Here is a 7,312-nt window from a genome sequence, read left to right as displayed (position 1 = left end):
ATCGGGTCATCCACCATTCACACATCTTTATGCTGGGAGGAGAAAGCTATCGGCTGAAGCAGAAGACAACAAGCTAGACTATGAAAGGTGGGTCAATTTTATTGGCCAAAGGTGGGTCAAAATAAATGGCCATTGACACACGGTCCCGAGTACTACAAGCGCAGCAAACCGGACCAGAAAAAGTACCTGCCCGAGTGTCAGAGCAATGAACTGCAGAGCTGTGACCAACAGGCCATCATCAACGCCTACGATGACAGTATTCTGGTAACCGATCGCTTGCTTGGGGAAACCGTGCGCATGCTGAAATCCATGCAGGCGGATTACAACACTGCCCTCGTGTATGTCTCTGACCATGGCGAGTCACTGGGCGAGGGTGGCATCTACCTGCACGGTATTCCTTACATGCTGGCGCCGGAGGCCCAGACCCATGTGCCCATGGTTGTGTGGTTGTCAGACGGTTTCCGGATGGATAACCGGATTGATGCCGAGTGCGTCAACCGGATCGCATCGCAACCGTTGAGCCACGACAACCTGTTCTCCTCCATGCTGGGACTGATGAACGTAAAGACCGGGGCGATCGAGCCGTCGCTCAATATTTTCGAGGACTGCAGAACCACCTGAGGCGCTGAACGTTTTCTTCACCTTCTGACAGAAAATACGACACTACCGGCCATTCAAACGTCAAGCTGACGGGGCCTTGCGTAAAGATCCTGCAAAGCAGGCCCCAAGGCACTGACATTCGCTCCCGCTTCGATAATCTGGGTTCAGAGGCATCCGGCACTGGGTCCGGATGCGAGATCTGTCTCTGAGCAGAACGGGAGAATCATCATGAAGCGACTGTTGATCGGAAGCCTGGTAACGGCATTCCTGATGGCATCGGCTCCGGTGATGGCCGGTGACGATGACCGCCGCGGTCATGGCTGGCAACCGCACCATGAGCGGGGGAGTGCGCTACCCCCGGGCCACCAGAAAAAGTTCCTGCAGGCCCACTATCGGGACGACCGTCACCATCGGCACCACCACAAACCACGGCACTACAAGAAGCATCAATGGGACCGGAAGTACCACGATCGCCACAGGTACCACGGTGACAAGCGCGGATGGGGCAAGAAACACAAGCGGGATGTCTATCGCGACAGATACGATCGTCGACGCGACTGGCACCGTCACCATTCGGGCCATTACCGCATCAAACTCGGCTATGGTGACGGATTGCCGCCGGAGGCCCGTATCGGTCGGATTATTCACGACACTCACGTGCTAATTGAATCTTCCCGGCACTGAATGATTCCTCCTGGTTCCGGCGCCCCTGTTGCTCCGGGACCGGGTTGAACCCCCTTGCAGGTTCCTTGCGCCGGTGCTGCAGACCAATGAGCAGCAGGGGCACCACAATCATCAGGCTGCCAGCCAGGAACCACAGGTCGGGCACTTCACCGAACCAGATCCAGCCAATCCCCACGGCCCAGATAAGCCCGGTGTATTCGGCGCTGGTGACCTGGTTGGCATCCACCTGCCGATAGGCCAGCAGTACGGTGATGTTGTAAACGAGAATAAACAGCGCCGAGCCCATGGCACCGATCAGGATGCCAGAATCCCATTGGGCGCCTTCCCACCAGGCCAGTGCACCCGCTGCGGGCAGAATCAGCAGGTAATTCAGGAACAGTTTGTGAACGGTGCTCTGCTGTTTCGGCAGTTTTCGGACCAGCACTGCGTTGATGGCCAGGGCAAAGGCAGAGCCAAGCGCCGCCACGGCCGCCCAGTTGAATTCCACCGGCCGCAGGATGAGCACAATACCGGCAAAGCCGCTGAACACCGCGCTGACACTCAGCGGCGTGAGTTTTTCCCGGAACAGGAATACCGAGAGCACCATCACCAGGATGGGCGCGGCGTAGAACACGGCGTTGGCGGTCGCCAGCGGCAGGTTGGCCAGGGCGACTACCATGCACAGCAGGCCGGCCAGGTGGATGTGGGCCCGGAAGGTGTGGATTTTCAGGCCGGCGAACAGGTTTTTCCGGTCCAGTTGCCCGGCCATTGGCAGCAGGAGTGCCAGGGTGATCAGGCAGCGCAGGAAGGCAAACTGGAACACCGGGGCGCCGGGTTCGAGGAGTTTGATGAACACGTCAGAGATCAATGCCATGGCGTTGCCGATCACCAGCAGCAGGATGGCGCTGTTTACGGTTTTTCCAGACATGTTTTTCTCCTTTGCTCTTCAAGTTCGGGTGCAAGAGCAAATCGAGTGGCTCCCTCCGAAAACCGCTGTGAATACGTCCCTGTACGCTTGCTCTCCGCCATCCATGGCTCCGAGCATTTTCGGAGGGAGCCACACGATCTGCTCCCGTAACATTGTCAGTCCAACGCTAAGGTGAGATCTAGTGGTCTTTGAAATCAGATACTTGCGGCGGGGTCACCAAAACTGTGATTTTGGGTGACCGTGATAAGGCGAGATTTCTCATCGTTATCCACGGATAGCATGAGATTTATTCCGTTGACGATCATCAACTAATTGATAAGACGAGATATTTAGCATCAAAAATAGGGAAGGTAAAGGGCTAATGGCTTTATTGGGGAGGTCTGGGAAGAAAACCGGACTAAAGGTGATGGGTCGAAATAAAATAGCATTGCTACGCTGTGAATGCTTCAGCAGCGGGGGCGTCAAATAGCCTAGCAAGTCATTCAATTTTGTTCCGGCCTGAGCGGGCCTCCAACGGACCGACTTTGCGACGCAGAGCGCCTTTATGTCGGCGAGGGAATACTGGCGTTATGGACCCTGACAATTTGACACAGCTTTTTCAGCGGCTAAGATCAAGGGCAATGCAGCCATCGCTGCATGGGCTAAACGAGGCCTGAGCCCCAACTCTATTCGTCGAAATCCTGCTTCATGAATTTTCATTTGAATTCAGCTGCTAATAAATGGGGTTCGCAGAGGAGAATTCATATGAAAATTAGTTCCAAAAGAGAGTTTCACTCTGTGGTCGGTTCGCTCCGTAGTCTTCTAGCAGACGAAGGAGTTGCAATTAAGACAACGAGAACTCAAGAACTGCTTTCTCAGTCTTTAGGCTACAAGTCTGCAAATGGTTTACTAGCATCTCTGCCTGTCGATATTGAGCTGAACGATGCGGTGTTTCGGAACTTTGACGATCGCTTGAGTAGCAATCACGCTGTTTCGAGTGTTGACGCTACATCGCTCCTTCGATCTTTAGAGGCAGCTCATAGAAGTTACTCAACTGTCTGGAATAGTGATGCTCGATGCTATCCAGAAGAGCTCTCCAAAGATGAGAACTACTGGTATTTAACCGAACATGGCTGGATCCCGTGGAGTCAGATGGACTTTGCAAAAATGAGGGTCGAGCTAAATATCTATAAGGTGGTTCAATCTCATTTCGCACCATTCCTTGATGATGATTCGTTCACCGGTAGCGCAAGGCCTATCTGGACAGCAGACATTGCTAGCGATGAATTTGAGAATCATGCAACTAAACTAGAGAAAGAGTTTGGTGAAATGCCTGATAAAGAGCAGATGTTTTCACGCCCAGATTAAACCATAACAATTGGTAATTGCCGGACGCACACCTATGTTGCGCTCCGGCACGCCGGAAAGACTAGACGATTTATCCCAATCGAAGCCGTCAATCGGAATGTATCCTTCCTATCCTCTCCCTGGCATCCCGCAACTTAAACAGACACGCATTGATAACTCCGAATCAGAAGAGAATCGGTCGTTATACTTCAGGTTCGCCTCTATTCTGTATTCACGCATGCTGGTGGCGCCTTGCATAAAAAGATCCCTCGATAGACTCAAAACTTATTTGCTATAAATACTATAAAAGCTACTATTCTCTCTATAGTCGCTGATTAGAGAGGCCGAGTCATGGCAACTATCGAAGTTGATTTTGAAGTTTTCAAAGAGCTAACAGTTCGTCGAGAGTCTGAGTCGATGACCGAGAATGACGTAATTCGGCTGCTCCTCGGGCTTAACGATCAAGCATCTAAACCGACAGCAGGTAACGAGACTACCGGCGGAAAGCCATGGGTATGTAAGGGTGTTGCCTTTCCCCATGGGACCGAATTTCGCGCAACCTATAAGGGCCAACTTTATACCGGGGTTGTAGCAGAGGGGGCGCTTGTAGTTCAGGGCAAGCGGTTTACTTCACCGTCGTCTGCTGCCGTTTCAATAACGGGCAATCCTGTTAATGGCTGGAGGTTTTGGGAGTGTTTGCTTCCAGGGGAGAAGCACTGGAAAGTTATTGCAGAGCTGCGGAACTAAACATGCCTAGCCAAGCGCGTGATCAGGATGGAGCAAAGGGCCATCCATTTACTCAGCGTTTTACGGTGCGAAAGATTGGAGCAAGTCATGAAATCTGATGGTGTATCGGCTGCATTCTCTTTAATACTAGAGGAAATTGAGGTTGTTGAATCCCAATTGAATCAGGAGGGTTCCGCTGCATTTAGCAAAAGCCAATATGACGACGCTGAAGCTATCAGTAGCGCAGGAAAAAAACTTAAAGAGTTTCGCTCTAAACTGGAAAAATTACAGAGTGAATGGAGCTCTGGAATCGACATAAAAACCCGTGAAAGAGTAAAAATCGAGCCCGGATATTCGATAAGGCCGCACTCTAAATCTGCTCGGACAGGCATCAAAGTGACGCTGGCCAATGGGGCTATAATTCAGAGAGAAAATGCCGCTCAGACGATGGCTGCAACTATCGAGTATTTTGGTCTAGAGAACGTTCGTGCCCTGAGACATACCGTGAGCGGAGTCGACCTGGTATCGACATCGAAGCATCCAAAATATGGGCAAGTTCAAGTCGGTAAATTTTTTGTTTGTACTCACAGCAACACCAAAAGCAAAAAGAAATTGCTGGAGGATCTGTCAATAAAGCTCAATCGACCACTCAAAGTTGAGATTATTGGGTAATAGCCCACAGCCAGTCGCTGTTATCAATGCGTGTCCACTGTATTGGGGCTGGTTATTTCTACTGGTCGGGACAAGGAGAGAGTGTTTGGAAAAGTCTAAAATTGCAGTTTTCATCGACGTTGAAAATCTGACGCAGTGGGTTAAGGACGATGGTACTGAGCGGTTGATGGCAGATATCAGTGCTATTGGTCAGGTGATTGTTCGACGCGCATATGGAGTTTGGAGTAAACCAGGTATCTCCAATTTCCAGGCTCCTTTGAATCGACTAGGATTCGAACTCATCCACAGTTTTCATCCCGTGAGTGGTAAGAACTCTGCTGATATCCAGCTGACTGTTGATGTCATGGAGCATGCGTTGCGGCTAGCTGATGTCGATTGGTTTGTGCTGGCAACGGGGGACTCTGACTTCTCACCGCTATTTCGTCGTCTAAGGGAAATGGGAAAGGAAGTAATCGGGGTTGGCCCTCGTTCACCATTGAGTGAGAGTGTGAAATCGTCCTGCTCTCGCTACATCCATACAGATCCTGTCTCAACCAACACGAGAGAGCTTGAGTTCGATGATGCAGCCGAGATCGTAGAATCCATCCTGGCTGCAAGTACAGAACCCCTACCGCTAAACGTGCTGAAACAAGGTGTCCTCAACGTCAATAGCGCATTCAGTGAGAAGGACATGGGCTTCGGCTCTTTTTCCACGTTTTTGAGGGCCATAGATACAGTGGCCCTTAAAATGTCGCCTGGCAGCAATACTATTTGGTTGGCAGAGCTGATTACAACAGATAGCCCCCGCCAGCCTAGTGCTGATTTGAAGCCTGGAAGCCGAGAGAGTTATCAAGCTCTGCTACGCAAGAAAAAATGGGTCACGGTACCTAGAGAGTTGCTTGGGCTTGTTGGTGATAGGCTTAGAGATTTACCTCCCCTCGAAAAGCAGGAGTTGATCGAGGAGCTAATAGTACGCATCGCACCGGTGCGAAAGGACGTTACCGCAGCAGATATCCGAAAGGCCATTGTCCTGCTTTATAAGGCTCAGATGTTTGAGCTGATTGACGACACTCAACACAATAGTCGGTTGCTGAAGCTAAAGTCTGAGCTTGACCATATGAAAGAAGTGGATATGGCATTTATGCGCAGACTGAGGTCTGCGTGTACCGAGAACAATATTGCGTTTGAGCCCGCAATTTTCCGAGATCTACTTTTTACCAAACCAGCAATGCCGGATCTATCTACGATGTTAAGGGCTGTTGAATTGGAAGAGGTGGCTTGAACATCAGCGCTGCAATATCTATCCCACCACTCTGGCGGGTTTGGGAATGTCCGCAGCAACGGGGTAGAACCCGATTACCACTTCACTTCAGTGGAGGAGCATAACATGAGCTTAACATCTGATTGGTTTGAAGATGCACCGAACAGGAAGAAACGGTGGGATGGAGAGGGATTGTCATTGAAAGAAGTTGAAGAGGCTCTTTTTGCAAATTACAGCTCAGCGTATCCAGTGGCAACGGAAATGGCGGAATATATCTTTGAAACCTGGACTGCCCGTCGTGTAGCCATGCTTAAAAAAGAAAGCCGAGAAATCCTTTTTGAAATTTGGGACGGTCGTCTATCTTCTCGCCTTTCATCGAAGTCAGCTGGAGAAACGTAGCGGGTATAGCTTCACTCAAAACGTCGCTACCTCAGGCTCATTCTTGGGGATGGTTACAGTTTTCTCGACCACCACCGGAGTGTAAACATCCCTGTTTCAGTTGCACCGCTGATTAGAGTTTTCCGCTCGTTGGTGTTTCGCCAGGTATTCCCATGGCGTCAGGTCTTCCAGTGAATCGTGAGGGCGCTCATCGTTGTATTCCGTCATCCAGGATTCGGTCAGTTCTCGGACTTCGGTGAGATTCCGGAAGACATACATATTCAAGATCTCGTCCCTGTAAGTCCGATTGAAGCGCTCAACATACGAATTCTGAGTTGGTGTGCCCGGCTTGATAAACTCCAGCTCGATACCGTGTTGCTCAGCCCAATCTGCCAAGGCCATCGAGATGAATTCAGGACCGTTATCCATGCGTAGTTTGGCCGGGTAGCCTCGCCAAGCAATGATGCGCTCCAGAACTCGTATGACCCTCGGTGCTGGCAGGTTCAGGTCAATCTCAATAGCCAGCACCTCCCGGTTAAAATCGTCCACCACGTTGAAGGTGCGGAACCGGCGACCACAGAACAGACTGTCGCTCATGAAATCCATGGACCAGCATCGATTAACGGTGACTGGTACGCTGTAAGCGCCGTTAAATCGACCCACTTGCCCTAATCGTATTGAGCCACTTTTTTCAAAGCCAACAACTCGGCATTCCAGGGCAGCAAGGCTTCAAGCTTCTCCAGCGTGTCGGCCTTAGCAATTCGTTCCAGCACATGGTG

General features: G+C 50.8%; 8 protein-coding genes and 1 pseudogene. 7 read left to right on the top strand and 2 right to left on the bottom strand.

What is annotated here, in order from left to right:
- Nucleotides 1-132 precede the first annotated feature (132 nt).
- Together AC13E3_RS00190 and AC13E3_RS00185 are read left to right on the top strand one after the other, a co-directional pair.
- The gene (locus AC13E3_RS00190; protein WP_482901555.1) at nt 133-621 is read left to right on the top strand and encodes a phosphoethanolamine transferase; all 489 of its coding nucleotides are present in this window, start codon (nt 133-135) and stop codon (nt 619-621) included.
- Between the two features lie 207 nt (nt 622-828).
- Nucleotides 829-1,284 (top strand): hypothetical protein, encoded by a 456-nt coding sequence (locus AC13E3_RS00185; RefSeq protein ID WP_146083415.1) that lies wholly within the window; start codon nt 829-831, stop codon nt 1,282-1,284.
- Here the strand turns inward: AC13E3_RS00185 and AC13E3_RS00180 are convergent.
- Entirely contained in the window at nt 1,241-2,191 is a 951-nt protein-coding gene (locus tag AC13E3_RS00180; RefSeq protein WP_104270935.1) for a DMT family transporter, read from the bottom strand. The genes AC13E3_RS00185 and AC13E3_RS00180 overlap by 44 nt on opposite strands.
- A 744-nt stretch (nt 2,192-2,935) precedes the next feature.
- Here AC13E3_RS00180 and AC13E3_RS00175 point away from each other — a divergent pair.
- From AC13E3_RS00175 to AC13E3_RS00155, 5 genes are all read left to right on the top strand, one after another.
- On the top strand, nt 2,936-3,538 hold the full coding sequence (locus tag AC13E3_RS00175; RefSeq protein ID WP_126810980.1) for a hypothetical protein: 603 nt from the start codon (nt 2,936-2,938) through the stop codon (nt 3,536-3,538).
- A 330-nt stretch (nt 3,539-3,868) separates the two neighbouring features.
- A complete protein-coding gene (locus tag AC13E3_RS00170) occupies nt 3,869-4,264 on the top strand; it encodes a DUF4357 domain-containing protein (protein WP_126810981.1) in 396 nt (131 codons plus the stop codon).
- A gap of 87 nt (nt 4,265-4,351) precedes the next feature.
- Complete coding sequence (locus tag AC13E3_RS00165) at nt 4,352-4,915, top strand: hypothetical protein (protein WP_288367445.1); 564 nt, start codon at nt 4,352-4,354, stop codon at nt 4,913-4,915.
- Nucleotides 4,916-5,000: 85 nt separating this feature from the next.
- Nucleotides 5,001-6,176, top strand: coding sequence for an NYN domain-containing protein (locus AC13E3_RS00160; protein WP_405417530.1), 1,176 nt, complete (start codon nt 5,001-5,003; stop codon nt 6,174-6,176).
- A 105-nt stretch (nt 6,177-6,281) separates the two neighbouring features.
- Nucleotides 6,282-6,554 carry a hypothetical protein gene (locus AC13E3_RS00155; RefSeq protein ID WP_482901554.1) on the top strand — a complete coding sequence of 91 codons (273 nt, stop codon included), beginning with the start codon at nt 6,282-6,284 and terminating at the stop codon, nt 6,552-6,554.
- Between the two features lie 96 nt (nt 6,555-6,650).
- Here AC13E3_RS00155 and AC13E3_RS00150 read toward each other — a convergent pair.
- A pseudogene (locus AC13E3_RS00150) lies at nt 6,651-7,172 on the bottom strand (integrase core domain-containing protein); the annotation flags it as partial.
- Nucleotides 7,173-7,312 lie beyond the last annotated feature (140 nt).

The sequence above is a fragment of the Marinobacter sp. L-80 genome (assembly GCF_056859395.1).
Note: the sequence above shows the minus strand (reverse complement) of the source record. Positions and strands in the feature narration are given on the sequence as shown.